The organism is Streptosporangium subroseum, from assembly GCF_900188345.1.
Lineage (GTDB): Bacteria > Actinomycetota > Actinomycetes > Streptosporangiales > Streptosporangiaceae > Streptosporangium > Streptosporangium subroseum.
In genome coordinates, this window is record NZ_FZOD01000009.1 from 73,416 (window position 1) to 98,326 (window position 24,911).

Consider the following 24,911-nt stretch of genomic DNA (forward strand, 5'->3'; position numbering starts at 1 on the left):
AGCATTCACATGTCCATCGAGATTCTCGGCATGGTAGGCACCAAGGAGTTCTCCGAGACCCATGGGTCCTTCCTCGACGGCCCGCCCATCGACCCGCCCTACCTGACCAGGTTCGCCCGCGCCCACGAGGAGGCGGGGTTCGACCGGGTGCTGATCGGCTACGGCGCGTCCTCGCCCGACGGGTTCGCCGTCGCCGCCTCGGTCCTGAACACGACCGAGCGGCTGAGCGTGCTGATCGCGCACCGCCCCGGCTTCGTGACCCCGACGCTGGTGGCCAGGAAGCTCGCCACCCTGGACCAGCTCACCGGCGGAGGCAGGGTCGCCATCCACCACATCACCGGCGGCGACGAGGCCGACCAGCGCCGCGACGGCGACTTCCTCGACCACGACGCCCGCTACCGGCGCACGGGCGAGTTCATGGCCGTGCTGCGCCGTACGCTCACCTCGGCGGAACCCTTCGACCACGAGGGCGAGTTCTACCGGTTCGAGGGCGCCTACAGCTCGGTCAGGGCCGATATCCCGCTCTACTTCGGCGGAGCCTCCCCGGCGGCCGTCCAGGTCGGCGGCGAGCAGGCCGACGTCTACATGCTCTGGGGCGAGCCGCTGGCCCAGACCGCCGAGCGCATCGAGCAGGTCCGGGCGGAGGCGGCCAGGCACGGGCGGGAGATCACCTTCAGCCTGTCCACCCGCCCCATCGTCGCCGCCACCGAGGCCGAGGCGTGGGAACGGGCCGAGCGGATCAGGGCGGCGACCGCCGAGCGGGTCGGCGGCGGCGCGTGGAGCTGGGGCAAGGGCCGCGGCGAGTCCACCTCCGTCGGGGCCGCCAGGCTCCAGGAGCAGGGGGCGGGCCAGGAGGTGCACGATGAGCGGCTCTGGTACGGCGTGACCAACCTGACCGGCCCCGGCGGCAACTCCACGGCCGTGGTCGGCACCGCCGAGCAGGTCGCGGAGGCACTGCTGAAGTATCGCGACCTCGGCGTCACGACCTTCCTCATCCGCGGCTTCGAGCCCGTGGACGACGTCGTGCAGTGGGGTGAGGAGCTGGTCCCGCTGCTCCGGCAGGGCGCTGTCCGGCGCGAACCCGCGAGCGTCGGCGCGTGAACACACCCATCACGTCGCGCCGGGGCGCCTGCCACGTCACCCCCGAAGGCGAGCGGGTCGGGATCGCCCCCCACCCGGCCGACCTCGATTCCTCGCCTTCGCTCGGCAACGTCGCGGGAACGCCGCCGCGGGCCGTACATCGCGCAGAGGAGGGCGGCCGATGAGCGCCGAGGCGATCGACGGCGGCGAACAGCCGCGTGACGTCTTCCTGGCCGCCTTCCGCAGGCACGCCGCCGGGGTCGCCGTCGTCACGGCCCCGGGGCCCGTCGGATTCACCGCGACCTCGCTGACCTCGATGTCGCTCGATCCGCCGCTGCTGTCGTTCGGCATCTCGGTCGGCTCGTCGAGCTGGCCGGCGATCCGCGACGCGAACGGGTTCGTCGTCCACATCCTCGCGGACGGCCAGCGGGACGTGGCCGAGCTGTTCGCCAGGAAGGGGGCGGACAGGTTCGGCGACCGGGAACGCTGGGAATCCCTCCCCACGGGAGAGCCGCTCCTGTACGGCACGGCCGCGTGGATGCTCTGCCGCATCCAGGAGCGGTTCATCGCGGGAGACCACCGGCTGATCGTCGGCCGGGTCGTGGAGGGCCACGCCGACTCGGCCCACCCCCCGCTGCTGTACCACGATGGAGACTTCGGTGTGCTCGCGCCGCACCCCTCCAACAAGACCAGGAGATCCTGATGCCGATCACCATTCCCGAGGACCCGTTCCACCGGCGACTGCACCACATCGCGCCCGGTGGGCTCACCTCGGAGACCGCCCAGACCGGTGGCATGCACCGCCGCGCGGCGATCAGCGGCAAGACCGTCGGATCCAGCCGCCTGTGGATGGGCCAGACCCACGTCGCCCCGGCCACCTCCTCGGCCAACCATCACCACGGCGAGTCCGAGACCGCCATCTACGTGGTCAGCGGCACCCCGTCGTTCGTCTTCGTCGACATCGAGAGGGAGGAACCCGTGGAGGTGCGCATCGACACCAAGCCGGGCGACTACATCTTCGTGCCGCCCTACGTTCCGCACCGCGAGGAGAACCCCGACCCCGACCTGGAGGCGATCGTGGTGATCGCCCGCAGCACCCAGGACGCCATCGTGGTCAACCTCGACGAGCTGACCTGGAACGGCCCGGTCCTGACGTCGCGGTGAGGAGGACCTGAGGATTCTCGGACCTGCCCGTTCTGACATCGCGGTGACCGGCGGGGGTGACGACCCGGATCGGCCCGGTCCGGGCGTCGCGGTGACGGGGACCCGAAGTTCCCGGACCGGGGTCGGAGGCGGCAGATGCCGCCTCCGCAGGGCCCCTCGTCCTACTCGCCGTACTTCTTGGCGTACAGCGTGATCTTCGTGTCGGTCGAGACCTCCTGGCCGGCGGCCGGATCCTGCTCGGTGATCACCCAGTTGCGGTCAAGGATCTGGAACCGGTTCTGGCCGGTGGCGTCCTTGTCGTCCAGGAGGTAGAAGCCCACGGTCTGCAGGGTGTTCTGCCCGTCCTGCAGATTCAGGCCGACCACGTTGGGCAGCGTCTTCGTCTCCGGATCGGGCTCGGCGACCTTCGAGGGTTTCGCCGTGGCGTCATTCGCGGCCGTGGCGGTGGCCGGAGACGCGAGGACGGTCGCGGCCGGGGCGGCGGCGTCCGCGCCGCCCCCGCATCCGATGAGCACGGCGCTGAACACGGTGGCGGAGAGGGCGGAGAGTAGGCGGCTGACCTGCATCGAAGATCTCCCGGGGTGAGGGAACGGACGGACAGGAGACGTACCCCGATCGCTCTGCGTTTATCTAAAGTAACTCTCCGCTATTTACCTTGTCGCTTCCAAGATTCTTGCCGGTCGGCCAACGCCGATTTCCCCTCCCTGACGACCCCGGCGGTCGTGCCGCGGGGCCCGGCGCTGACACGGTGGGCCGGGAATCAGATCATCGGGAATTACCGGAGCCGCGTGGTGAATCGGTCCGGTAACCACCCCGAAATTCGAGCTATGTGAAATATCGGGCAAATATCCGGCTGTGTGAAACCTCAGCCTTGACCGCCGCCGGTGGCCGAACCAACGATCGAATGACAACCTTCGGCGGCCGGGGAGTGACGATGAAAGCCGTACGAGTACACGAGTACAACAAGCGGCCGGTCGTCGAGGACGTCCCGGACCCCAAGGTCAGCGAGCCGCTGGACGTGCTGGTCGAGGTCGGCGGGGCCGGCCTGTGCCGTACGGACCTGCACATCGTCGAAGGCCAGTGGGCCGAGAAGTCCGGGGTGACCCTGCCGTACACGATCGGGCACGAGAACGCCGGCTGGGTGCGGGAGGTCGGCTCGGCCGTGACGAACGTCGAGCCCGGTGACGCGGTCATCCTGCACCCGGTCGCCACCTGCGGACTGTGCCGGGCGTGCCGCGCGGGCGACGACGTGCACTGCGCCGACTCGAAGCTTCCCGGTATCGACACCGACGGAGGCATGGCCGAGCTGCTGCTCACCAACGCCCGGACCGTGGTCAAGCTGGATCCCTCCCTGCGGCCCGTGGACGTCGCCGCACTGGCCGACGCGGGCCTCACCGCCTACCACGCGGTCCGCAAGGCGGTGCCGCTGCTCTATCCGGGCACGCGGGTCGTGGTGATCGGCGCCGGTGGGCTGGGCCACATCGGCGTGCAGTGCCTGGCCGCGATGGTGCCCGCCGAGATCATCGTCGTCGACCGGTCACCGGCCGCGCTCGAACTCTCCAGGGAGCTGGGCGCCACGCACACCGTTCAGGCCGACGGCGGGCAGGTCGACGCGGTCGCCGACCTCACCGGCGGGGAGGGCGCGCACGTGGTGCTGGACTTCGTCGGTGAAGGGGGCGCCGAAGCCGAGGGCGTGAGAATGCTGCGCCGCGCGGGCTCGTACTTCGTGATCGGCTACGGCGGACGCATCGAGATCCCCACCATCGACATCATCTCCAGCGAGATCAACGTGATCGGCAACCTCATCGGTTCCTACAACGACCTGGACGAGCTGATGGCCCTCACGGCGCAGGGGAAGGTCAGTCTGCACACCAAGACGTATCCCTTGGAAGCCGTCAACGACGCCATGGACGACCTGGAGAGCGGTCGCCTGCGGGGCCGCGGAATCCTCGTACCGTCAAGGAGTTGAGATGTACGAAAAGGACGGTCAGAAATACTTCATCGTCGACGGGCACATCCATTTCTGGGACGCCAGACCGTCGAACCAGGCCAATCGCTATGGAGAGGGCTTCATCAACTGCTTCTACGACTACCACCGCAATCTCTCGCCGGAGTCGGAGGTCTGGTCGCTGGAGGATTTCTGGCGGCAGAGCGAGGAACGGGTCCTGCACGATCTGTTCGAGGTCGGTTACGTGGACAAGGCGATCTTCCAGCCGACCTACCTCACCGACTTCTACGTGAACGGTTTCAACACCACCGAGCAGGACGGGGCGCTCGCGGAGAAGCATCCGGACAGGTTCATCGTGAACGGGTCATGGGATCCGCGCGACGGCGAGGAGGGGCTCGACAAGCTCGAGGCGCTGGCCGAACGCTGGAACCTCAAAGGCGTCAAGCTCTACACCGCCGAGTGGAAGGGCGCGTCGAAGGGCTGGAAACTGTCCGACCCGTGGTCCTACCGGTACCTCGAAAAATGCCATGAGCTCGGGATCCGCAACATCCACGTCCACAAGGGACCGACGATCTACCCGCTCAACCGGGACGCGTTCGACGTGGCCGATGTGGACGAGGTCGCGACCGCGTTCCCGGAGCTGACGTTTGTCGTCGAGCACTGCGGGCTGCCCAGACTGGAGGACTTCTGCTGGATCGCCACGCAGGAGCCCAACGTCTACGCCGGCCTCGCGGTCGTGTTGCCGTTCATTCACACCAGGCCGCGCTACTTCGCCCAGATCCTCGGCGAGCTGCTGTACTGGCTCGACGAGAACCGGCTCACCTTCGCCAGCGACTACGCGATCTGGACGCCCAAGTGGCTCATCGAACGGTTCGTGGACTTCCAGATCCCGGAGGACATGCGCGGGGAGTACGGCGAGATCACCACCGCGGTGAAGAAGAAGATCCTGGGTCTCAATGTCGCCCGGCTCTACGACATCCCGGTGCCGCCCGGGCTGGAGGTCGCGGACGCCCATGTGGGCAGCGGCGAGCCCGTCGGATCCGGGCCGAAGAGGCCGGCATGAGCGTGTCGTCTCCCGGCCGTGACGGGGTCGTCGAAGGCGTGTCGTCTCCTGGCCGAGGCGGGGTCGTCGAAGGCACCGGCATGAGCACGCTGTTTCCCGGTCGCGACGGGTTCGTCGCAGGCGCCGGCATGAGCATGTTGTCTCCCGGTCGCGGCGGGGTCGTCGAAAGCGCCGGCACGAGCGTGCCGCCTCCCGGCCGCGACGGGATATGGGACGCGTTGGCGACCGTGCGGGATCCGGAGCTGGACGAGCCGATCACCGAGCTCGGGTTCGTCAGGGAGGCCGAGGTCAGCGAAGGACGCGTGTCGGTACGGCTCCGGCTGCCGACGTACTTCTGCGCGCCGAACTTCGCCTACCTCATGGTCGCCGACGCCCGTGACGCGGTGCGAGCGGTCCCCGGCGTGGTCGCGGCGGAGGTCCGGCTGGAGGACCACTTCGCGTCCGACGAGATCAACGCGGGTGTGGCCGGGGACGCGGGGTTCGCCGGGTCCTTTCCCGGCGAGGCGTGCGAAGAACTCGACGAGCTGCGCCTGACGTTCCGGCGCAAGACCTATCTGGCGAGCCTCGACCGGCTGTGCGCCCGGTTGGCCGCCGAGGGCCAAAAATCCGTACCGCTACTGCTGGGCGACGCCCCGGAGTCCCCGGAGCTGGCCCGGCTGCTTCGCCGCCGGGCCGAGCTCGGGCTGGACTGCTCGCCGCGGTCGCCGCTGCTTCTCGACGAGCGCGGGGAGCCGATCCCCGCCGAGCAGGCCGTGCCACGACTGCGCTTCGCCCGCGCCGTGCGGGTCAGCATCGAGGGCAACGCCGATTTCTGCCGCGGGCTGCTGCGTACGCGCTACCCCGAATCGGCTGCCGATCGGCGAGAGAAAGGCCCGTGAGGCGCGGTCGCCGGGCTAGTCGATCGCGTGCAGAAGGCTGCGGAGGGACCGGTCGAGGGCCTGCCTCTCCTCGGGGGTCAGGCAGGAGACGAGCCGCGCCACATTGGCCGCGTGCTCGGTCAGCCTCGGCGGCTCGCTGCAGGTCCTGACCGGCGAGGAGGTCGTCTCCGCCTGTACCTGCGACGGCGCGGCATCCAGGCGGTCATCCCCGAACGCAAAGACCAGATCGCCAACCGCAAGCGCAAAAGCAGCCAGGAAGGTCGTCCTTTCGCCTTCGACGCGGTCACCTACAAAGACCGCAACCTGGTCGAGCGGTGTTTCGCCAAGCTCAAGCGGGTGGCGAGCCATCGCCACCCGCTTCGACAAGCTCGCCAGCCACTACCTCGCAGGCGTCACCCGGGCATCCGTCATGCTCTGGCTCCGCCACTTCGAATTGTCAGACAGGCCTTAGCTCAGCTCCAGTGACACGGAGGCGGAACAGTTTCCGGTCCCCGTGCGGCAGATGCGGATCTGGTCCTCGTCCAGGGCTCCCGCGTACACATACGTCTCTGTTCCGGTGCACACCCTGTTTCCGTACCAGGCCCAGCTACCTCCGGGATGCTTTATCTGCCACTGCGCGCAGTGCCCGTCGCTCAGCGGGTCGCGTGCGAAGAGATCCCAGCCGCCGGATCCTCTCACGTATTTGTACGCTCCCACGGCGCCCGTGGTGCTCAACGTGCCGTTTCCGGTGAACGCGGGAGCGGGTGAGGCGGTGAACGCGGAGGCAGGTGAGGCGGCGAACAGCGTCGCCACTGCGACCACCGCTGCCCAGGTCATCGCAGTACGCTTTCTCAAATACATGCTTCCTCCATGGATCGATGACGTTCTCGTACTGGATTCCTCACCGCCGGCGAGGGGGAAGCCCGGCGGACGGTGATCGACCTCGCGGTTTCGCACGGGACGAAAAGATCTCTTTCGTCACCGACCGCCGATTTCGTCGAACCGCAGACGCGCGAGGAAGCCCCTGTCGATCTCGCGCGGGGCCGACCGGCGACACGGGTACGCCTTCCGTCGTGATCCGGCGAGCACCCGCACGCCGGTGGGTGAGAGGCATGCTCGCCCCCCACCGGCGTACGGGGCCGCGGGACCATCAGATGTCAGGGTTCCGCTCGGCGAAAAGTGTTACCACCAGGCGGCACACTTCGTGCTTCCGCCAACGATCTGGCCGCACGCGCGAAACTGCCACCTGGAATCGGTAGACGTCTTCTGTGCCGCGCTCGTGTTGGTCAGGCCGTTCGCCTGGACACTGAAAGGACCGCACTGCAGCCAGCCTCCTTCACGGGCAGTGGTCGTCCAGTCCATCCAGACCTTGTCGCCCGCCTTCGTGCTGCCCGTGATGATGGCCCATCCGCGGTCGCCGTTGACCTGGCCTCTGTGCAGTTCCGCCTTTCGCCCGCCGCCGAGGTCGACGCTGTTGACGAGCGATCCTCTCTTGTTGTAGGCGATGTTGGCGAAACCGTTGGCGCCGTTGACGCACTCGATCGTGGCCGCACTCGCGGGACTCGCTGCGAGAACGCCCGACAGCGTGCTTGCGGCGAGAGCCCCCGCCACGGTGGTGACCGTCAGGAACTTACGGATGAATTGCATTTTCCCCGCTCCATACGTAGGCGACAGAAATAGCCGTTGGGCCCGATACAGCTGCGGCGAAGGCCGCAGCGGATTCTGCCTTTCCGGTCCCGTTTGACAAGCATGCAACCTTCGAGTTGCCGTTAGGGTTGACAAAAAGTTGGCAGCGGCCTTTGGGGGAATGGCTATGCGGTTCCGGGTGCTCGGTCCGGTCGAGGTGCACGCTGATGATGGCCGGGTGCTGAGCCCGGTGCGCAGGCAGGAACGTTGTCTGCTGGGAATCCTGCTGCTGGAGGCGGGCCGGGTGGTGTCGGCCGAGCGATTGTGCGGCCTGCTGTGGCAGGACGACCCGCCCGAGCGGGCGCGTCAGTTTCTGCGCAGCATGGCCTCGCGGATACGCGCGCTGCTGGCCGAGGCCGGCGAGGCGGAGCCCGCGGTGAGGTTGGTGTCCGACGGGGGCGGCTACCGGCTGGTGGTGTCTCCGGACATGGTCGACGCGCACCGGTTCCGTCGCCTGCTCGAGATCGCGGCCGCCGCTACCGAGCTGGGTGAGCGGGATCAGGTGCTACGAGAGGCGCTCGCCCTGTGGGCCGGTCCGGCGCTGCACAACGCCGCCGGAGAGCAACTGCGACAGCGGATCTGCGCCGATCTGGACGAGTTGCGTTTGTACGCCGTCGAGGAATCCGTGGCGGCCGGCCTGGAGCTGGGCCGCCATCACGAACTCGTTCCCGAGCTCGCGCGACTGACCGGCGAGCACCCGCTCAGGGAACGCCTCGTCGGCGGCTACATGCTCGCCCTGTACCGGGCCGGACGCGCCGGCGACGCGCTCGAGGTGTACACCCGGACGCGCGACCTGGTGTCCGACCAGCTCGGTCTGGACCCCGGCCCTGCCTTACGCGAGCTGCACCAGGCGATTCTCCGTGACGAGGTCGAGCTTCCAGCGCCGGCGGCAGCACCGAACCCTTCCCGATTACCCACGCCCGGCGTGCCCGCGCAATTGCCTGCCGATGTGCCGAACTTCATCGGCCGCGAAACCGAACTGGCCCAGCTCAGTGATCTTCTCGGTGCGGAGGTCACATCACCGGCGACCGCCGGGACGCTCGCCGCCGGCTCGCCGGCGGTGGTGATCTCGGCAGTGTCGGGCACCGCCGGTGTGGGCAAAACCGCCCTGGCGATTCGATTCGGGCACCGGGTGCGCCCCCGGTTCCCCGATGGGCAGTTGTATGTCAACCTGCGCGGCTACGACCCCGATCGGCCGATGACCGCGGGCGACGCGCTGACCCGGTTCTTGAGAGTCCTGGGCGTGCCCGAGGTGGAGATCCCCTTGGAGGTGGACGAGCGATCGACCCGCTACCGCAGCGAGATCGCCGATCGGCGTATGTTGATCCTGCTGGACAACGCCTCCTCGGTCGAGCAGGTTCGCCCGCTGCTGCCCGGCACCGGGACGTGCGCGGTCGTGGTGACCAGCCGCGACAGCCTCGCCGCGCTGATCGCGACGCACGGCGCCCGCCGTGTCGAACTCGACCTGCTCACGCAGGACGAGGCGGTCGCCCTGCTGCGAACCCTGATCGGTCCGCGGGCCGACGCCGAACCCGACGCCGTCGCGACTCTCGCCCAGCAGTGCGTCCGTCTGCCGCTGGCTCTGCGGGTCGCCGCCGAACTGGCCGTCTCCCGTCCCCTGACTCGCTTGGCCGAGCTCGTCGCCGAACTGGCCGACCTCCAGTGGCGGCTGGACCTGCTGGACGCCGGTGGTGATCCTCGCGCGGCCGTGGCCACGGTCTTCTCCTGGTCCGTGCGACACCTCTCCGCCGAGACCGCTCGCGTGTTCCGGCTGCTCGGCCTGCATCTCGGATCCGGCTTCGACACCTACAACGCCGCCGCGCTGGCCGGCGGCTCGTTGCCGGAGGCGCGCCGCGCCCTGGACACGCTCGCCCGGGCCAACCTCGTGCACCACGCCGGCGCCGGCCGGTACGGCATGCACGACCTGCTACGCACCTACGCCGCCGACCTGAGCGCGGCCCGCGACGGGCACGAACAGAGCGGGGCCGCGCTGGAGCGGCTGTTCGACTACTATCTGGCCACCTCCGCGGCCGCCATGGACACGCTGTACCCGGCCGAAGTCCACCGCAGGCCCCGGATCCCCGCGCCCGCGACCCCCGTCCCGGACCTGGCCGACCCGGGCGCCGCCCGCGGCTGGCTGGAGGCCGAACAGCCCACCCTGATCGCGGTGGCCGCCCACACCGCCGCCCATGGCAGGCCCAGCCACACCAGCCGGCTGTCCACCACCCTTTTCCGCTACTTCGAAGCCGGCCACAACACCGACGCACTGACCATCCACCAGCACGCCCTGGACGCCACCCGGCAGGCCGGGGACAAGGCCGGACAGGCATACGCGCTCCACGGCCTCGGAAGCACCTACCTGAAGTCCGGCCACTACGGACAGGCCACCGATCACCTCGAACTGGCTTTGGATCTCTTCCGCCAGGTCGGCGACCATGTCGGTGAGGCGCGCGCCCTGAACAACCTCAGCGGTGTGGAGGACAGCCGGGGCTGCTACGGCCGAGCCACCGAATACGGCTGGCAAGCCCTGGATCTCTACCGGCGTATCGGCGACCGTGTCGGGGAGTCCCGCGCGCTGGTCAAAATCGGCGCGACCGAGATGCGCCAAGGACACTACGGCGAGGCGACCCACCACTTCGAGCAGGCGCTTCTTCTGTGCCGGCAGACCGGCGACCGTCTCGGTGAGGCCGACGCGCTCGACATGCTCGGGAGCGTCGAGTGCCGGCAGCGCGCCTACGACCGAGCGGCTGACCGTCACCGGCAGGCCATGAACCTGTACCAGGACACCGGCGACCGGACCGGTGAGGGAGTAGCGCTGGCCAACCTCGGCATCGACTACCTGGGCCTGGGGAAACACGAAGACGCTGCCGCGTTCCTCCAGCAGGCTTACGCCCTGTTCCTTGAGAGCGGCGACGACGACGGACAGGGCGTGGCGCTCAACGGCCTCGGCGAAGCCGCGTACGCCGCCGGGCACCACGCCGACGCCGTCACCCACCACAGCGCCGCCCTGGCCATCGCCGACGACAACGGCGCCGTGGACGAGCAGGCCCGCGCCCACGCCGGCCTCGGCCGGGCCCGTCAAGCCCTGGGCGACCCCGCTCGCGCCCGCCTTCATTACGATCAGGCGCTCACGTGCTACGCCGATCTCGGCGTGCCGGACACCGACGACGTACGAGGACATCTCGCCGCCCTAGATGAGTGAGCACCAGCCGGCCGTGACCGCACCTGTTCAGCGGGCCAGCCCTCGCTCCCCTCGCCCGCGGTCCCTCAGACGCTTCCCAGGAAGACCCCCGGCAGGCACTTCGCCTGAAGTGACCAGCGCCGCTCCTTTTCGGAGCGCTCGGCTTCGTTTCTGTGCGGCAACGCGCTGAAACCGCCCGCTATGCCGGTGACGTGCTGCAGATGGTTGCCGTAGAGCGCGGCGACGTACTTCTTCTTCCCCGAAGCTCGGGTGATGGGACTGGTCCCGGCGTAGTTGCGGCGGGCCTTGGCCGAGACATACCGGCCGTCGGCGTCACCGAACTCTGCGATCACCCGAGCACCCAGAATCGGCCCCAAGCCGGGCTGGCTGAGGATGACTTCAGCGGCCGGGTGCTGGCCGAAATGCTCTTCCACCTGCCCTTGCAGAGCCGCGATCTGCTCGTTAAGGACGGTGAGGATCGCGGTCTGGGAAAACGACTGCGGCAGCGTAGGCGGCGGCCACGACGCCGGACTGGCCGAGGTGGCCGGTGCGCAAGGCCTGCTGGATCCGGGCGGCCTTCTCGCCGATGTCGCGGCGGCGGGCGCGCTTGAGGGTCGCGCTGATCTGGCCGATGGTCAGTTTGGCAGCTGACACCCTTAAGGGAGCCCGCGGGAGAGCCATCGGCGACCTAATCAAGGAGTGCTCACCCCTCGGGGTGGGCACGACATCCCAGCAGCGATCACCTCTCCCGGCCGACCGGTAGGGGCACGATCTTTTAGCAGGGCTCCCGAAGGGCTCAGGGGGACGAAGTGCTCGCCCGCCGGCGGCTACCGGTTCGAGTCTGCCCAGCAGCAGACCCGATAATTCTGATTGGGGATACTGGAAACGGAGGAATAAAGGCTGACGCGATGCGATTATCTCTACTATTCATGTAGGAATAGAAGGCATATGGAGGATCGGATGCCCAAGGCGTACGCGTTCACCCAGTACGGTGGCCCGGAGGTGGAGGCGTTCATCGACCTTCCCAGGCCGGTCCCGGGCCCCGGTCAGCTCCTGGTCGCGGTACGGGCGGCAGGGGTCAACCCCGTCGACTGGAAGAAGCGGACGGGCTATCGCCCGGCGGGCGCGGCGCCGGCGGAGTTGCCGTCCGTGCTCGGTAACGAGGTCGCCGGAGTGGTCGAGCAGGTCGGCGAAGGCGTCGAGGGGTTCGACGTCGGCGACGCGGTCTTCGGTAACTCCATCACCGGCGGCTACGCCGAATACACCCTGCTTCCTGTCGAGGTGAGCGCGCACAAGCCCGAGGTCCTGTCGTTCGTGGACGCGGCGACCCTGCCCATCGCGGCGGCCACCGCCTACGACGGTGTCCACCAGCTGGAGCTGGCGCCCGGCGCGACGCTGCTGATCGTCGGTGTCGGCGGCGGAGTCGGGGTGGCGGCCGCGCAGATCGCCAGGCATGCCGGTCTCACGGTGATCGGCACCGCCGGCGCCGGTAAGAAAGACTTCGTCGAATCCCTCGGCGTGGTCCATGTCGAGCCGGGGCCGGGAGTCGCGGACCGGGTGCGGGCCGCCGCGCCGGACGGTGTCGACGCGATCTACGACCTGGTCGGAGGCACGGCGCTGGAAGAGGTGGCCGAGGTGCTTGAGGATCGGTCGAAGCTGATCACCGCAGGCGACAGGGAGACCGTCGCGAGGCTCGGTGGTTCACCGGTGCGGCGGGTGCGCGACCGGACGGTGCTCGACGCGGTCGCGCAGCTGGTCGTGCAGGGCGTGCTGCGGCCGTTCGTGACCGCGACGTTCCCCCTTGATCAGGCATCCCAGGCGTTGCGGGAGGTAGAGGACGGACACGCCCGCGGAAAGATCGTGATCGAGGTGGCCCGGTGAGCGAGCCGCATCCTCTGGACAACCCCGCGTGGTCGTCCTTGACGGGGCCGCACGCCCACTTCGCCGAACGGCGCGGCAACGTGCTGCGCTACCCGGTCGACGTCTCCCCGTTCGTCGCGCTGCCGCTGGAGCCCGACGCCGCCGACTGGAACGACATCGCCGCGCTGGCCGGTCCGGGGGCGTTGGTTCCGCTCGCGGGCGTGGCGGTCCCGCCGCCGGACGACTGGGAGGTGGTGATGCGCCTGGCCGGTGTCCAACTGGTCGACGACGGTATCGCCGCCGCGCCGGACGACGAGGCCGTCCGGCTGGAGGAGAAGGACGTGCCCGAGATGCTCGATCTTGTCGAGCGCACCAAACCGGGCCCGTTCCTGCCCCGTACGATCGAACTGGGCGTCTACCTCGGCATCCGCCGTGGCGGCGCGCTGGTAGCGATGGCCGGCGAACGGCTGCACCCGCCGGGCTGGACGGAGATCAGCGCCATCTGCACCGACGAGGCCTTCCGCGGCCAGGGGTTGGCGACCCGGCTGGTGCATGCCGTCGCCGCCGGCATCCGGGAGCGCGGGGAGACGCCCTTCCTGCACGCCGCGGCCGACAACACGAACGCGATCCGGTTGTACGAGTCCTTGGGATTCCGGCTCCGCCGCTCCGCGACGTTTCTCGCCGCACGCGTGCCTGCCGGGGTCCCCAGCCGGTGACGTCTCTCGCCGCGCGGGTGTCTACCGAGACGCCCAACCGGTGACGTAGCCGAGGCGGCCGTGGCCGCCTCCGGATCCGGGTGTCCGGCAGGGGAAAGCTACGTGCGGTTCACCGCGTCGAGCACGTCGAGGTAACCGTCGCCGGCTCGCCACAGCGCGTCCGCGACCGGTTCGAGCTTCCCCGGGCTCCAGCGCCGTTTCTCGTACGTCTGCGTGCACGCGCGGAGGGCGCGCAGGCTGACCGCCAGCTCCTCGCGTACCCGCGCCGACAGCAGATCGTCGGCGGGGGCGGCCGAGCGGACGGTTTCGCCGCGCCCGTCGCGCAGCGCGGCCAGCGTGTCCTCCCGCACCCCGCCCGCGTCGTCCCAGACCAGGGCCGGCCGATCGATGCGGTGGTTCCAGACCGGCACGTGCGCGGATCTCCACCAGACCAGCACCGGGTTCTTGGCCAGGCGGGTGGCGTTCGCCCAGTGTTGCGCGCCGGGCGGTTCGCTCCACCAGGGGACCTCGTCGGCCGGAAGATCGACGCACAGGGCGACCGTCACGGTCTCCAGATCACGCGGCGGACCGAGGAGGTCTGCGACCGCCCACATCTGGGTCACCCGCAACGGGAAGATCGAGGATGGCCGGGTGGCCATCGCGGCGCACTCCTGCGCCAGCGACTCCACATGATGTACGGCGCGGGTCCATTTCATGCGGCCATCCTCGCCCATGCGGGTGGACCGCCGAGCCGCGCCGGCACCGGCCCATCAGGCGGGGAGCCACCGGCAGGAGGGCGTCATCCCCGTTCCCGGCTCATGTCTCGTGCGTCGTCATCGTTGCCCGTCCTGCGGCGACAGCGAAGCCGAGGAGGCCGGAGCCGGAGCCAGGCCGCCTCCCCGCTTCAGCCACGCCGCGCCGGCGGCGTTCAGGCCCACACCGCTGCCCACCACTCGGACGCCCTCTACCGATATTCCGAGCCCATCCGTTCGGAGATCCGCGTCGGCGTGCCTGAGCGCGGGTCCCGGTCCCCGGTTTTCCGGGTGGGCCACTCGGCTGGCAGGATGGCGGCTGTGACCTCTGCGGCGTCGGCACTGCGCGTGCCACGAGCCATCGTCTTCGCGACGTTGTGCATCGTGGTCTCCGCGGGCGGCCACGCCCTGGCCGGTGGGGGGCCGCTCCCGCCGCATCTGGCCGTTCTCGGTGCGGTGATCGCCTTCGGTGTGGCGTACGCGCTCAACGGACGTGAGCGTGGCGTGGAAGTCGTGCTCGCCGCGACCCTCGGTGCCCAGGTGCTGCTGCACGAGCTGTTCAGCCGGGCCGCGCCCGCGCCGCACATGACGGTCTCCGCCGATCACGCTCATCCCGGCCTGGGGATGGCGGCGATCCATCTTGTGGTGGCGCTGGGCACGGGATGGTGGCTGTATCGCGGCGAGAGCGCGCTCTGGCTCATGATCCGGCTGTACGGCGGGCGGATGCCGGTGATCCGGCTGATCCTCGCCGGCGCCCCCGAGGTGACGCCGCCCGCGTGGCAGGCCGTACCGGCCGCCGACGTCCGGCCGTACGGCGGCTGGGAGATCCTCCCCGTGCTGCGGCGGCGTGGTCCGCCCCCAGCACGACACGCCGGCTGAGGGACTTGGAAGGTCCGGCGGCCGGTGTGCCCCGTGACCAGGCGCTTCCTTCCTCCGCCGAAGCGCGTCCTCCAGGCTTTGCCGATCCGCGACGACGGCGCGGACCGGGAGTTTCCTTTGGAGCCCGTGATGGCATATGTGCCACGATTCATTCGCAGGACGGTTCTGGCGACGCTCTGCTGCGGATTGTTCCTCATGTTCGCCGCGCCCGCCGCGCTCGCCCACGACAGCCTGAAGAGCAGTTCTCCGGCCAAGGACGCCGAGGTCTCAACCGTCCGGCAGATCGAGCTGGAGTTCAGCGCCCACGTCCTGTTTCCCACAATCGTCCTGCGCGGGGCGGAGGGCAGGCCCGTGTCCATCGGCAAGGCACGTGCCAACGGGCCCAAGGTCACCTCCGACGTTCCGGAAAAGCTGCCCAAGGGCAAGTATGTGATCGCCTGGCGGGTGGTCTCCTCCGACGGGCACCCGATCGAGGGGGAGATCCCCTTCACCGTGACCGGCTCGGCGTCGTCGTCCGCCGCGGATCCCGCGTCGTCCGCCGCCGCGTCGACGTCAGGGCAGAGCCTGCCCAGCCCGGTCTCCGCCGGTGATCAGAAGAGCACCCAGGGCCTTTCGAGCTGGGTGTGGGTCGCCCTCGCCGTGATCCTGATGATCGGCGCGGGCGTCTGGCTCCGGACCTCCCGCCCGGACCGGTCCGGAAGCGCGGAGTGATCCCCCCGGCCACGCCGGCGGGCCTGACGTTCCGCCTCGCCCGCGCCGCCGCTTTCTCCGCGGTCTGCCTCGGGTTGAGCGTGACGGCACACGTCCTCGCGGGAAGCTCGGTCTCCGCGCCGAGCGCGGCCGGCGGGCTGGCACTGGCGTTCCTGACGGCCCTGGCCGTGTCGGGACGCGAACGCACGACGGCTGTGATCCTGCCGGTTCTTGTTGCTCTGCAGGTCGCCTTGCACCTGCTTTTCTCCTTCGCGCACGCCGCGTCGTCCGTTGCGATGGCCGGGCACGCGCACTCGGCGCTGCTGCCCGATCTGGGCATGCTGGTGATGCACGGCTGGGCCGTCGGGCTGACCTCGCTGTGGCTGGCACGCGGGGAGGCGGCTCTCTGGGCGATGCTGCGGCGTCTCGGCGTACGGCTCCGCCTCGTGCTCATCGTGCACGCCGATCCCGCGTACGCCTCTTTTCTCACACCATGCACGGCCGAGCCGGAGATCCTCCGTCCGGAGATCCTGCGTCACGCCGTAAGCCGGCGTGGTCCTCCCTGGTCCGTCACCGGCACCTCCGGCTGACCACCCAGGTCGCCGGGGGACATCACTTCGCTCCCGAGCCCGCACGCGCGGGCATGGACCGAGCCGTCATCCGGCTGCTCGGTGGATCGAACCTGCGTGACAATCCCGGGCTGTCCGTCCGGCACGGCCATATCGAGGCGGTATTCGGCCGCGGCCTGCCGGCGCCAGCCAGAAGACCAGAAGACCAGAAGAAAGGCATCAACGTGCTTTCTCCTCGTGTTGCCCCTGCCGGAATCCTGCTCGCGGCCGTGACGGCGCTCAGCGGATGCGGTTCCCAGAACACGACCGCGCCATCGGCCGCGCTGGAAGGCCCCGCACCCGCGGCCGCCCTGGAAAGCCCGGAACTCGTGGCGGCCACCCCTTCGGCGACGGCCTCCGGGCTGACGATCACCGATCCGTGGGTGAAGACCGTCAAGAAGGGCATGACCACCGCCTTCGGCACCCTGGTCAACGGCACCGGAGCCGCCGTGACGGTCGTCTCCGCGACCTCTCCTCTGTCACCGATGATCGAGCTGCACGAGATCGCGGACTCCGGCGGCAAGATGGTCATGCGCCCCAAGGAGGGCGGTTTTGTCATCCCGGCCCGCGGCACGTATCGGCTTCAGCCCGGCGGCGACCACATCATGCTGATGGGCGTCACCGAAGAGGTGAAGCCGGGCGCCCGGATCCCCTTCACCCTCACCCTCGCCGACGGCGGGAAGGTGGCGTTCACCGCGGTCGGCAAGGACTTCGCCGGCGCCAAGGAGGACTACCAGCCCGGCATGGGTGACGGCTGATGCGCGAACCTCAGCTGACCCGCAGGGGGTTGCTCGCGGGGGGCGCCGCCACCGCGGTCGGTGCCCTCGCCGCGTGCGCCCCCGAGCAGGCCGTCTTCTCAGGCCGTTCCGTCTCCGGGACCGCATCTGTTGGGACCGCATCTGTTGAGACCGCGTCGGATGTCGCCGGCGGCCTGGCGGTGGAGCCCTTCCACGGCCTCCACCAGGCGGGCATCGCGACGCCGCCGCAGGCCCACGCGGTCTTCGTCGGTCTCGACCTGCTCCCGGGCACCGATCGGGAGGCGGTGGTGCGGATGATGCAGTTGCTCACCGACGACGCCCGGCGGCTGACCGGAGGCAGGCCCGCGCTGGCCGACACCGAGCCGGAGCTGGCGGTGCTGCCCTCCCGGCTGACCGTCACCTTCGGCTTCGGCCCCGGGCTTTTCGCGGCCGCCGGGGTGGAGAACCGGCGCCCCGCGTCGATCGCGCCCCTTCCGGCATTCACGATCGACAAGCTCAGGAAGGAGTGGACCGGCGCGGACCTGCTGCTGCAGATCTGCGCCGACGACGCCCTCGCCCTCACCCACGCCCTACGAATGATCATCAAGGACGCCCGATCCTTCACCCGGGCACGCTGGACGCAACGGGGCTTCCGGCACAGCCCGCAGACCCAGACCCCCGGACTGACCCAGCGCAACCTCATGGGCCAGCTCGACGGAACCGTCAACCCCCAGCCAGGCACCCCCGACTTCGACCGGGCCGTATGGGTGAGCGAGGGCCCCGGCTGGCTCCACGGCGGCACGACCCTGGTCCTGCGGCGCATCCGCGCGGAGCTGGAGACCTGGGACGCCGCCGACCGGGTCGCCAGGGAGTTCACCATAGGCCGCCGCCTGGACACCGGCGCCCCGCTCACCGGCCGGAAGGAGCACGACGAACCCGACTTCGACCGGCTCACCCCGGCCGGCTTCCCCGTCATCTCCGAACAGGCCCACATCCGCCGGGCCCACGTCCAGGATCCGGGCCTGCGCATCCTGCGCCGGGTCTACAACTACGACGAAGGCCTCACCCCCGAAGGACACGCCGACTCCGGGCTCCTGTTCGCCTCCTACCAGGCCGACGTCGCCCGGCAGTTCCTCCCCATCCAGAAACGCCTGGCCGAAGCCGACCTCCTCAACCAGTGGACGACGCCCATCGGCTCCGCCGTGTTCGCCATCCCACCCGGATGCTCACCCAGCGGATGGATCGGGGAGACCCTGCTGTCCTGACAGGCCCGACCTCTCACCCAGGGCTCGCCGGCCGTATCCGGAGCCAGGAAGGTCAACCGCAGATCGTCGGCCGCGGCAACCGCCGTGACCGTTGCCCTCCACCGTCCGGGGCTCCCCTTCCACGGAGCCCCGGACGCCAGGAACACCCACAAGCCGGGCTGGAGTCACCAGCACCCCTGGAAGCAGGGGTTCGCACACCGTACGGCTGACACCCCAGGCGACCGCCCCCCGCGCCGGTCCGAGATCCGCGCGGATCCACGCCGCCGCCTGGCACGACAAAACCTCCCTCCTGCGACAATGAGGATCTGATCCGATGTCAGAAACAGAATTCCCGCTCATGCAGTTCATGCGCGACGGCCTGGACCCGGTGGCCGAGCTCGGCCGCATCCGCGATGAGCAACCCGTCTGCCCGCTGCACATGCCCGGCGGATCCACGGTATGGCTGGCCACCCGTTACGACGATGTACGCTCCGTACTCGGCGACACCGGCAGGTTCAGCAACGACTTCGGCAACGTGACGGCCGTCGGGTCCGCGCAGGAGGACCCCGGCGGCCTCGGCTTCCGCGACCCGCCGGAGCACACCAGACTGCGCAAGTTGCTCACGCCGGAGTTCACCATGCGGCGGCTGCGCAGGATGGAGCCCCGCATCGAGGCCATCGTGGCCGAGCATCTCGACGCGATGAAGAGATCAGGTTCCTCCGCCGACCTGGTGCCCTCCTTCGCGCTGCCCATCCCCTCGCTGGTGGTCTGCGAGCTGCTGGGCGTGCCGCACGCCGACCGCGCCGACTTCCTGCGCCTGAGCACCGACCGGTTCGACCTGTCGGCGGGGCCCGAGGCCTCGCTGCAGGCGGTCAACGACTCGATGTCCTACCTGACGGAGCTGGTCGCCCGAGAGCGCAAGGATCCGGGCGACGGACTGCTCGGCATGCTGCTGCGCGAGCACGGCGACCAGGTCGGCGACCGGGAGCTGGCCGGTCTCGCAGACGGCCTGCTCACCGGCGGGCACGACACCAGCACGAGCATGCTCGCGCTGGGCGTTCTGTGGCTCCTGCGCAACCCCGATCATCTCGCCCTGGTCCGCGACGGCGACCAGGTCGAGGTGATGGTGGAGGAACTGCTGCGCTATCTGACGGTGGTGCAGGTGGCCTTCCCGCGTTTCGCCCGTGAGGATCTCGTTCTGGCCGGGCAGCCGATCGCCAAGGGCGAGATGGTGCTGTGCTCCCTGACCGGAGCCAACCGCGACCCGGCGCTCGGCCCCGACGTGGACACCGTCGTCCCCGGTCGTAAGGCGGCCTCCCATCTGGCCTTCGGGCACGGCATCCACCGTTGCGTCGGCGCGCCTCTGGCCCAGATGGAACTGCGCATCGCCCTGCCGGCGCTGCTGAGGCGTTTCCCGGACCTGCGCCTGGCCGTGCCGTTTGAGGAGATCCCGTTCCGGAAGATCTCGATCGTCTACGGGGTCGACTCCCTGCCCGTCGCCTGGTGACGAGCTCCGGGACCCGTCAGGGAAAGGGGACGGCGCAGAGGACCGATCCCGCATGATCGAACGGGTTTCACCTGGTTGAGGATGGGGGCGGTGCCGCGATGCGGGTGGTCATCGCACGCGGACACCGGCCCGGAAAACGGCCCGCACATCCAGGAGAGCGGCGGGGTCCTGCGAGGGGTTGCCGTTGACGGCGAGGAGGTCTGCATCGGCGCCGGCGGTGATTTGTCCCTTGCGGCCCTCCATACGACACAACCGGGCCGCCATGCCGGTTACCGAGATCAGCGCGTCGAGGGGAGGGACACCCAGCCGGGCCAGGTCGCCGACTCCGTGGGGAAGGACGTTGTGGGGCTTGTCCGGAGCGATGCCCGCGTCCGATCCGATGACGATCTTGGCACCGAGTTTGTGCAGGTCTCGGAACACCGTGAGGATCTCCTCAAGGTGTGCGGCTATGGCCTTGGGGAGTTCGACCGCCACGCGGCGATCCCAGCCCAGCGTCAGGCTGACGAAGCTGCCGCTCTCCACGATGGCGTCAAGCAGGGCGGGGTCGGAACCCACTCCGTCGGGGGTGAGGAAACTGACGTGCTCCAGACTGTCGACACCCGCTCTGAGCGCGTCGTTGATGGCCTGGAGGCCATGGGCGTGCGCGGCCACCGGCAACCCGAGTCGGTGCGCTTCGTCTACCACCGCGCGCAGGTCCTCAAAGCTGTACTGCGAGGCGTGCGGCGGCACGGAACCGGGCGTCAGGTTGCCACCACTGGCCATGATCTTGACGACGGCGCAGCCGCGTCTGTGCCGTTCGCGTACGGCGGCTCGCAGTGCCTCCGGGCCTTCGACCTCACCCCCGAAAAAGTGGCCGTGACCGCCCCGCGTCGTCAACGGGGGGCCGGAGGTGAGGATCTCCGGGCCCTGCTCCGGGTGCTGGGCAAGCTCTTCGACGAGGGCCAATGAAAGATAGTCGCGGTCACCGAGGTCGCGGATGGTGGTGATGCCCGCGTGCAGGGCGGACCGGGCGGCGGCCCGCATGTGTGTCAGCAGATCCGTGTCATCGGTCGCGGCCAGCGAGGTCACGGGGTCCGGACCGGCGTCGAAGGCGAGGTGGGTGTGGCTGTCGATGAGGCCGGGCAGCAGGCAGGACCGCGAGCCCAGGTCGATGACGCTGCTGCCGTCGGAGGGCAGTGCGCCCGTGCGGTCCACGCGCACGATGCGGTCGCCGGTGATGTACACCGTGGCCGGGCCGGAGGCCGTGAAGCCGTCGAACAACGAACCGGCGTGCAGGGCGAAGGAATTCATCAAGGGATACCCATCGGAAGTGGTGTGTCATCGCGTCGCCGAGAGACTTCGCCGGGGAGACGGCAGGGGCCTCTGACGACCTTCGGATTCGCGGTGCCGACCGGTGTCCGCGTTTTTTAGTGAGTGCTAAAAAACTAGCTCCGGCGAGGGGCGCATGTCAAACGGAAGGGGAGCATGTTGCCCGATCGCACCCCCGCGGGCGACGGACGGTTGGCGTCATGGAGCGCGGCGTTGTGGTCCCGGCCCGCCCGCCGGGCGTGCCTGACGCCGCTCGCACCTGTCACTCGTGAGCGGATTGCGAGTGGACCATGGGTAAGCTCGTCGAGGGCCCGCATCGGCCCTTCTCGCCCAGCCGCCCGAAGAGGTCGCGCACGAACGCGACTCTGCTCTCCTCCGGATCGCAGATATCGGTCATCGCTTCCACTACGGGCTTGTCCATGTTCACCGGACCCCGACCCGGTCAGCCGCGGCGGGCGGTGACGACAGCGGCGACGGCGCCGAGGGAGAGTACGGTGGCGAAGCCGATCATCGTGGGCGCGAGGGCCGCGTGCTGGATGACGAGGCTGAACGCGATCGAGGGCAGACCCATGCCGAGATAGGCGATGACGAAAAACACCGCCAGGACGCCCGCGCGGGAGGCGGGATCAGCCGACATCGCGCTCTGGGTGACGGCCCCCTTGAACAGCAGGCCCGCTCCGGCGCCCGCCAGGGTGGCGGCGACGAGGAAGAGCCAGAGCGCGGGCCGGTAGATCGAGAGCGCGGTGAGGGCGAGACCGGCGGGGAACAGCAGAGTGCCCGTGTCGAGAAGACGGCGCCGGGAGAGCTTGCTGAGAGCCAGCTGGGCCACCGCCGAGGCGGCGAAGGCGGCGAACGGAGCGAGCCCGAGCGCGAACGGGGACGTGATGCCGAGCCGTCCTCGCACGATGATCGCGCCAAGCGAGGAGAACAGGCCCATGACCGCGAAGGCGAAGAAGCCGACGGCCGACGCGGCGCCGAAGGCGGTACGGAAGCCGGGGCGCAGAGCGAAGCGGGCCGGACGATCCTGAGCCTTGAGCTCGGTGTCCACCGTCTCCGGGCTGGCGAGCACCAGCACCAGGAGGACGACCATGACGATGGCGAAGACGATGTAGGAAGTCGCGAGGGGGGCGGGGGTCCACTCGGCGAGCGTGCCGGCGACGAGGGGCCCCAGTGCGAGCCCGCCGAGGTTGGCGGCGGTGGCCACGAGCCCGGGGACGGGCGAGCCGGCACGCTCGGGGTGCGCCTGGTGGTGAAGGTCGGCGATGTACGCGGTGGCCGTGGCGGCCATGAGCCCCACGGCTACGCCGGTGAGCACCCGCCCGATGATCAGTCCGGGAAGGGCGGGCCACGTCACCAGGATGAGGGCCGCCAGAATGGCGATCAGCAGGGCGGGCACGACGATTCGGCGGCGTCCGAGCCGGTCGGACAGGTGACCGAGGGCGAGGAAACCGGTGGCCGCGCCGACGACCATGACGGCGAACGCCACCGTGACGGTGGTCGGGCCGAAGTGGTCGCGCACCTGGTAGAGGGGCCACAACGGGGTCGGGACGGTGCCGAAGGCCATCAGGGTGGTGAAGGCGGCGGCGACCGTGCAGAACCCGAACATGTACGAGACCCGCCCGCCGCCGCGTGCCGCACGACCGGGCGAGAGCGGCGAGCGGGGGGCGGGCGTGGTGGTGCTCATTGCGTGGTGCCTTTCAACGAAGAGATCAGTGAACGGGGAGCCGGGTACAACGGCCTCGGCAAACAGACGCCATGGCAGGCGCAAGAGCGCGAAGACGGTATGAGCTAGACGTCGGTGGTCGCCTCGGCCGTACGAGGGATGACGGGCAGCAGCAGGTAGGACGGCCGGTCCGGACCGGAGACGAGCGTGGTGGTGCCGCCATAGATGTCGGCCGGGCGGTCATCGGGGTCCTCGTGCAGGAAGATGCCCTGGCCCTTCATCTCCACGCCGTACGCGACCGGCCACGGACCGTCGCCTGGGAACTCGAAGTCCCGGCCCGTGACGGTGAGCGCGAGCCGGTAGCCGGTCGGGATGACGACCGAGGTGGGCCAGATCTCGATGTCGAGCTGAACGGTCTCGCCGGGGGCCAGCGGCTCGGCGTGGTCGTGCGGGTGCCAGGGGCGGTAGGGCAGGCTGCGCTCGGGGTCGACGGCGCGGTGCGAGGCCCGCAACCATCCCATGCCGACCGGGCCGGCCGGGTCCACCGCGTGGACGAATCTGACGTCCTTGCCGCCGGTGTCCAGGACGCGCAGGGTGAGGAAGAGGTCCGCGTCGGCGGTCGTGGAGGAGGCGAAGAGCCGGGCGGCGGCGGGCCCGGTGATCTCGACCTCCTCGGTGAAGGGCTTGGTGGTGAAGGTCACGCCGTCGCCGAGGGCCTCGAACGCGACGCTCCCGTCATCAGCCGGGGATCCCTCGGCCAGGCTCCGGCCCTGCGGGTGCACGTAGAACCTGGTCCAGTTGGTCCGGGCGAGCGGCCACTCCTGCTCCGCGCGCGGCTCGAAGCCGCCGTCGACGTGGCGGACGTTGAGCTGGACCGGCGGCTGCTGGTCCCAGCCGGTGTCCTCGCCCTTGAGGAAGTGCCCGAAGAATCGCTTCTGCAGGGCCAGCCCGTGCCCGGTGTAGAACTCGGTGATGTGGTCGAGGCCGTGGACCTCCAGCCACTTCTGTTCTGACGAGACGCGTACGTAGCCCTCGAAGCCGCCGCGGGTGTGCAGATGGTGACCCCAGTTCACCGCCGACAGCACCGGTACGGTGATCTTCTCCAGGTCCGCCGAACGCTCCCTGTAGTACTCGCCGTCGAAAGGGTGGGCGCGCAGCTCGATCCTCGGATCGTGGCGGTTGACGGCCAGTTCCTCCTCCGTCAGGGTCTCGGGTCCGGCGACCGGTTCCCCGGTGTTCGGGTTTCGAGCCCCCCGCTCGCCGATGCCGTGCTGCACGGACGACACGTGGGCCGGGTACCAGCGGGAGACGAACGTGCTCGGGATGCCCGCGTGGTGGGTGAATTCCCGGTAGTGGTCGCTCGCCCCCTCCCACGGGATGATGGCCGCCAGGTGAGGCGGCTGCAGCGCGGCGACCTGCCACTGGCTGACCGCATAGTACGAGATGCCCAGCAGGCCGACCTTGCCGTTACTCCACGGCTGCGTGCCCGCCCACTCGACGACCTCGTAGTAGTCCCTGATCTCTCTCGGGGAGAAGATGTCGAGGTGGCCGGGGGAGCGGCCGGCACCGCGTGCGTCGACGCGGATGACCACGTAGCCGTCCGGTACCCACCTCTCCGGGTCGACGGTCTCCCAGTTCTGGTATTTGTTGGACGACTCGGCCAGGGCCTCGGGATGATTCGTGGCCAGGGCCTTCCACGGCCCCGCGAACCCCTCCTGGAACGCGAGCCCCTTGCCGTACGGGCCGTGCGTCGCGATCACGGGGTACCGGCCGTCGCCGATAGGCCGGTACACGTCCCCCCGGAGCACCATGCCGTCCTCCATGGGAATCGGTACGTCCCACTCGACCACCATGCCGTCGCGGATCTCGCTCTTGTGCTGAGTCATGCTCACCCCTCGTCGCATGCGTTCTATGGCCGCATGCCTTGTACTGTACTATTTAGTACAGCGAAACTGTACCTTATAGTACAGAGAGAGGTTCGAGAGCGAG

26 protein-coding genes are annotated in these 24,911 nt (G+C 69.6%); 17 read left to right on the top strand and 9 right to left on the bottom strand.

What is annotated here, in order from left to right; genetic code table 11:
* Positions 1-9 precede the first annotated feature (9 nt).
* The 4 genes from CHC08_RS11895 to CHC08_RS11905 are packed head-to-tail and all read left to right on the top strand — an operon-like array spanning position 10 to position 2,244.
* Entirely contained in the window at positions 10-1,101 is a 1,092-nt protein-coding gene (locus CHC08_RS11895) for an LLM class flavin-dependent oxidoreductase (protein WP_089207295.1), read from the top strand.
* Positions 1,098-1,265, top strand: a complete 168-nt coding sequence (locus tag CHC08_RS49480) for a hypothetical protein (RefSeq protein WP_179281993.1) — start codon at positions 1,098-1,100, stop codon at positions 1,263-1,265. Before CHC08_RS11895 ends, CHC08_RS49480 begins: the two co-directional genes overlap by 4 nt.
* Positions 1,262-1,783, top strand: a complete 522-nt coding sequence (locus tag CHC08_RS11900) for a flavin reductase family protein (RefSeq protein ID WP_089207296.1) — start codon at positions 1,262-1,264, stop codon at positions 1,781-1,783. Before CHC08_RS49480 ends, CHC08_RS11900 begins: the two co-directional genes overlap by 4 nt.
* Positions 1,783-2,244 (top strand): cupin domain-containing protein, encoded by a 462-nt coding sequence (locus CHC08_RS11905; protein WP_089207297.1) that lies wholly within the window; start codon positions 1,783-1,785, stop codon positions 2,242-2,244. The genes CHC08_RS11900 and CHC08_RS11905 overlap by 1 nt, the downstream gene beginning before the upstream one ends.
* Before the next feature lie 161 nt (positions 2,245-2,405).
* On the opposite strand, the gene CHC08_RS50620 is transcribed toward CHC08_RS11905, so the two are convergent.
* Positions 2,406-2,810: a PASTA domain-containing protein gene (locus tag CHC08_RS50620; protein ID WP_218825259.1), complete on the bottom strand. Its 405-nt coding sequence runs from the start codon at positions 2,808-2,810 to the stop codon at positions 2,406-2,408.
* Positions 2,811-3,178: 368 nt separating this feature from the next.
* On the opposite strand from CHC08_RS50620, the gene CHC08_RS11915 reads away from it, so the two are divergent.
* The 3 genes from CHC08_RS11915 to CHC08_RS11925 are packed head-to-tail and all read left to right on the top strand — an operon-like array spanning position 3,179 to position 6,133.
* On the top strand, positions 3,179-4,213 hold the full coding sequence (locus tag CHC08_RS11915) for an NAD(P)-dependent alcohol dehydrogenase (protein WP_089207417.1): 1,035 nt from the start codon (positions 3,179-3,181) through the stop codon (positions 4,211-4,213).
* 1 nt (position 4,214) lies between these two features.
* Positions 4,215-5,255, top strand: a complete 1,041-nt coding sequence (locus tag CHC08_RS11920) for an amidohydrolase family protein (RefSeq protein WP_089207298.1) — start codon at positions 4,215-4,217, stop codon at positions 5,253-5,255.
* A complete protein-coding gene (locus tag CHC08_RS11925; protein WP_218825260.1) occupies positions 5,252-6,133 on the top strand; it encodes an iron-sulfur cluster assembly protein in 882 nt (293 codons plus the stop codon). Before CHC08_RS11920 ends, CHC08_RS11925 begins: the two co-directional genes overlap by 4 nt.
* 15 nt (positions 6,134-6,148) lie before the next feature.
* On the opposite strand, the gene CHC08_RS51455 is transcribed toward CHC08_RS11925, so the two are convergent.
* The 3 genes from CHC08_RS51455 to CHC08_RS11940 form a co-directional block, all read right to left on the bottom strand.
* A complete protein-coding gene (locus CHC08_RS51455; protein ID WP_245878269.1) occupies positions 6,149-6,499 on the bottom strand; it encodes a hypothetical protein in 351 nt (116 codons plus the stop codon).
* Between the two features lie 81 nt (positions 6,500-6,580).
* Positions 6,581-6,949, bottom strand: coding sequence for a hypothetical protein (locus tag CHC08_RS11935; RefSeq protein ID WP_089207300.1), 369 nt, complete (start codon positions 6,947-6,949; stop codon positions 6,581-6,583).
* A 345-nt stretch (positions 6,950-7,294) separates the two neighbouring features.
* The gene (locus CHC08_RS11940; RefSeq protein ID WP_089207301.1) at positions 7,295-7,759 is read right to left on the bottom strand and encodes a hypothetical protein; all 465 of its coding nucleotides are present in this window, start codon (positions 7,757-7,759) and stop codon (positions 7,295-7,297) included.
* Between the two features lie 160 nt (positions 7,760-7,919).
* On the opposite strand from CHC08_RS11940, the gene CHC08_RS11945 reads away from it, so the two are divergent.
* Complete coding sequence (locus CHC08_RS11945; RefSeq protein ID WP_218825261.1) at positions 7,920-11,000, top strand: AfsR/SARP family transcriptional regulator; 3,081 nt, start codon at positions 7,920-7,922, stop codon at positions 10,998-11,000.
* Between the two features lie 65 nt (positions 11,001-11,065).
* Here CHC08_RS11945 and CHC08_RS50625 read toward each other — a convergent pair whose 3' ends face one another.
* Positions 11,066-11,332 carry an IS110 family transposase gene (locus CHC08_RS50625; RefSeq protein WP_245878270.1) on the bottom strand — a complete coding sequence of 89 codons (267 nt, stop codon included), beginning with the start codon at positions 11,330-11,332 and terminating at the stop codon, positions 11,066-11,068.
* 118 nt (positions 11,333-11,450) lie between these two features.
* On the opposite strand from CHC08_RS50625, the gene CHC08_RS50630 reads away from it, so the two are divergent.
* The 3 genes from CHC08_RS50630 (at position 11,451) to CHC08_RS11960 (ending at position 13,555) form a co-directional block, all read left to right on the top strand.
* Positions 11,451-11,630 (top strand): hypothetical protein, encoded by a 180-nt coding sequence (locus tag CHC08_RS50630; protein WP_218825263.1) that lies wholly within the window; start codon positions 11,451-11,453, stop codon positions 11,628-11,630.
* Between the two features lie 309 nt (positions 11,631-11,939).
* A complete protein-coding gene (locus tag CHC08_RS11955) occupies positions 11,940-12,860 on the top strand; it encodes an NADP-dependent oxidoreductase (RefSeq protein ID WP_089207419.1) in 921 nt (306 codons plus the stop codon).
* The gene (locus tag CHC08_RS11960) at positions 12,857-13,555 is read left to right on the top strand and encodes a GNAT family N-acetyltransferase (RefSeq protein ID WP_089207303.1); all 699 of its coding nucleotides are present in this window, start codon (positions 12,857-12,859) and stop codon (positions 13,553-13,555) included. The genes CHC08_RS11955 and CHC08_RS11960 overlap by 4 nt, the downstream gene beginning before the upstream one ends.
* A 98-nt stretch (positions 13,556-13,653) precedes the next feature.
* On the opposite strand, the gene CHC08_RS11965 is transcribed toward CHC08_RS11960, so the two are convergent.
* Positions 13,654-14,250, bottom strand: a complete 597-nt coding sequence (locus CHC08_RS11965; protein WP_089207304.1) for a DUF7711 family protein — start codon at positions 14,248-14,250, stop codon at positions 13,654-13,656.
* A 357-nt stretch (positions 14,251-14,607) separates the two neighbouring features.
* Between CHC08_RS11965 and CHC08_RS11970 the strand changes: the two genes are divergently transcribed.
* From CHC08_RS11970 to CHC08_RS11995, 6 genes are all read left to right on the top strand, one after another.
* Positions 14,608-15,165 carry a hypothetical protein gene (locus tag CHC08_RS11970; RefSeq protein WP_089207305.1) on the top strand — a complete coding sequence of 186 codons (558 nt, stop codon included), beginning with the start codon at positions 14,608-14,610 and terminating at the stop codon, positions 15,163-15,165.
* Between the two features lie 129 nt (positions 15,166-15,294).
* The gene (locus tag CHC08_RS11975; RefSeq protein ID WP_143653181.1) at positions 15,295-15,876 is read left to right on the top strand and encodes a copper resistance CopC family protein; all 582 of its coding nucleotides are present in this window, start codon (positions 15,295-15,297) and stop codon (positions 15,874-15,876) included.
* Entirely contained in the window at positions 15,873-16,445 is a 573-nt protein-coding gene (locus CHC08_RS11980; RefSeq protein ID WP_089207307.1) for a hypothetical protein, read from the top strand. Before CHC08_RS11975 ends, CHC08_RS11980 begins: the two co-directional genes overlap by 4 nt.
* 203 nt (positions 16,446-16,648) lie before the next feature.
* On the top strand, positions 16,649-17,221 hold the full coding sequence (locus tag CHC08_RS11985) for a copper chaperone PCu(A)C (protein WP_245878271.1): 573 nt from the start codon (positions 16,649-16,651) through the stop codon (positions 17,219-17,221).
* Positions 17,221-18,465 (top strand): Dyp-type peroxidase, encoded by a 1,245-nt coding sequence (locus CHC08_RS11990; RefSeq protein WP_089207309.1) that lies wholly within the window; start codon positions 17,221-17,223, stop codon positions 18,463-18,465. The genes CHC08_RS11985 and CHC08_RS11990 overlap by 1 nt, the downstream gene beginning before the upstream one ends.
* A 313-nt stretch (positions 18,466-18,778) precedes the next feature.
* Complete coding sequence (locus CHC08_RS11995) at positions 18,779-19,951, top strand: cytochrome P450 (RefSeq protein WP_218825264.1); 1,173 nt, start codon at positions 18,779-18,781, stop codon at positions 19,949-19,951.
* Positions 19,952-20,059: 108 nt separating this feature from the next.
* Here CHC08_RS11995 and CHC08_RS12000 read toward each other — a convergent pair whose 3' ends face one another.
* From CHC08_RS12000 to CHC08_RS12010, 3 genes are all read right to left on the bottom strand, one after another.
* Positions 20,060-21,241: a metal-dependent hydrolase family protein gene (locus CHC08_RS12000; protein WP_089207311.1), complete on the bottom strand. Its 1,182-nt coding sequence runs from the start codon at positions 21,239-21,241 to the stop codon at positions 20,060-20,062.
* Between the two features lie 460 nt (positions 21,242-21,701).
* Positions 21,702-22,943, bottom strand: coding sequence for an MFS transporter (locus tag CHC08_RS12005; RefSeq protein WP_245878272.1), 1,242 nt, complete (start codon positions 22,941-22,943; stop codon positions 21,702-21,704).
* 104 nt (positions 22,944-23,047) lie between these two features.
* Complete coding sequence (locus CHC08_RS12010; RefSeq protein ID WP_089207312.1) at positions 23,048-24,808, bottom strand: CocE/NonD family hydrolase; 1,761 nt, start codon at positions 24,806-24,808, stop codon at positions 23,048-23,050.
* Positions 24,809-24,911: the final 103 nt, after the last annotated feature.